At 56.9% G+C, this 2,145-nt stretch carries 2 protein-coding genes; both read right to left on the reverse strand.

Annotated elements, in window-relative coordinates:
• Nucleotides 1-3: 3 nt before the first annotated feature.
• Nucleotides 4-999 (reverse strand): M48 family metallopeptidase, encoded by a 996-nt coding sequence (locus BDE01S_RS10165; protein WP_066081146.1) that lies wholly within the window; start codon nucleotides 997-999, stop codon nucleotides 4-6.
• Between the two features lie 20 nt (nucleotides 1,000-1,019).
• Nucleotides 1,020-2,117 (reverse strand): YjgN family protein, encoded by a 1,098-nt coding sequence (locus tag BDE01S_RS10170; RefSeq protein WP_082790467.1) that lies wholly within the window; start codon nucleotides 2,115-2,117, stop codon nucleotides 1,020-1,022.
• Nucleotides 2,118-2,145: the final 28 nt, after the last annotated feature.

Below are 2,145 nucleotides of genomic sequence, written 5' to 3' on the forward strand. Positions count from 1 at the left end.
AACTTACCGGCTATAACGCTCCAACTGCTTGACACGCTCTTCCGTCAACGGATGGGTGCTCAATACCGGCACAACACTGCCCTGCCCGTTTGCCTGTTCCAAACGCTGTAAAAACACACCGAGTGATTTGGGCGACAGGTTCAGACGCTGTAAAGACGCGGCGGCGTGACGGTCGGCTTCCAGCTCAAACGCTTGGGAGTATTGCGCGGAAACCAGCATCAGCGGCAGGCTCGTGATTAAATCACCAGTATCGCCGGTCAATACCAGAAGAAACAGGCCGCTACCGATACCGCGCAGGCCTTGCTGCAGGCTGTGGCGGTGCAGCAGGTGGCCGTGCTCGTGCGCCAACACCGCCAAAATTTCCGAATCGTTTCCCGCCAGCTTTACCAGTTCGTCCGTCAACATAATCGTATGGTTGGGTATCGCCAGCGCATTCGCCCCGACCTTGCCGCCGCTGCGGAAAACCAGCTTGGCCGGCCGCTCGGGCGCCAGCACGCGGTAGTATAAATCCGATACCGCTTTTTGCCGCGCCGGGCTCAAACGGCTTTCCCCGGTCATCTGCATCAGCAGCTTTTCCGCCTGATTGCCCGCGTCCGCCAGCACCTGCTCGGGCAGACGGTGCGCCGCATAAGCCGCAGCGGCCGGAATGCCCCATCTGAATACGGAAAACACGACCCCAACCGCGACCAACAAGCCGATACCGGCCCATTTCCAGCTGCCTTCCCAGCGGCCGACGCGGTGTTGCAGCTTCTGATGCCTGAGTTTCAACCCATGCGGTATGTTCGGCGTCAAAAACTCAATCCGGGCATCATCCGGCAGCTCCAGCGCAGGCAGCACCTGACCGACGCCGGCAATATACACCGCCTCCGCCAACAGATAGCGCCGCTCTTCGCCTTCTTGGCAGCGGACATACAGCCATGTTCCGTCCGCACGCAATTTAGCGGGGTGCGGCCGGTTGCCTGCCCCATCGTAATAGCGTACTTCAATAGCTTCAGCCATATTGCTCCACCGCTTTCTACTTATAAAGAAATATCGATATCGAACACATCGGAAAGCTCCTCACCGATGCTGTTCGGATCATCTTGGGCAATATTCAGCAAATCCTGCGGGTCGTCTTTCAATTCCACCTGCAAAGAAGCCGCCTGATAGCGGTACAGGCGCACCAGCGACCACGGCCGCATCAAGCCGAGCGTCGCCACCGTCAGCACATAATTGCTGAATTTAATCCAGGCATAGCGGTAAGGATTCAAATCCGTCGTAATCCAGCTGCGTCCCACGCCCGCGCTTTCCCAAGTCGCCCGAAACAGATAGCCCTGCGTCAGCGGCACAAAAAAGCCCAGCATCAGCACATATACTGCAGAAAGCGCCACACTGAGCAGCATCACAGCCGTTTCGGGATGGGCATTCTGCCACGCGCCTCCTACACCCCCTGCCAGCCCCGCCAGCCCGACCACCAGCGCCAAAGCCAATATGCCCAGCAAATAAGGCAGAATAACCGCCTTGTAATAACTGCCGACGCCCGCCCACAAACGGAAAGGCAGATGCCCCGCCCGCAAATGATTGATTTGGTAAGATTTAAACCAATACAAAGCCAGCGGATACAGCAGACCGAAGCTCAGCAAAGTCACCAGCAGACACTTGATAAACAGCCAATACGTCGCCCCCAGAGAAGCGGAAAAATGAAAACGGGCATTCCCGTATTTACTGTTACGCGCCCGAAAACGCATCGTCGAGCGCACCAACCACGGCATCAGCAGGACGAACACGCCCCACACGGCCAACGCATAGGCAGGGTCAAGCTGCGACAATACCGACACCGCCGCAAATACCGCCGTTGCAATCAAACGCCCGATTAAAATCCGCGACGGCTGAGCCGTAAAATCAAAACGGCCGCCTGCCAGCGCCGTATTGCCGTAAAAATAGCGCAGATTGCGTACCTTGGCCCACGGCGCATAAAACGAGAGCGTTACGATGGTCAGGCACAGGTTGACCAGCCATATCTTAAAATACTCGGAAGCATTGCCGTAAAATTCAAAACGCAGCCGCTGCGGCTGAACCGCCGCCACTTCTGCCGCCGTGTCCGTCTGCACCGGCAAATGTCTATCCTGTTCCTGCATGAACTGTCTCCCGTCTCAATCATAAAAA

The sequence above is a fragment of the Bergeriella denitrificans NBRC 102155 genome (assembly GCF_001592185.1).
Taxonomy (GTDB): Bacteria; Pseudomonadota; Gammaproteobacteria; order Burkholderiales; family Neisseriaceae; genus Neisseria; species Neisseria denitrificans.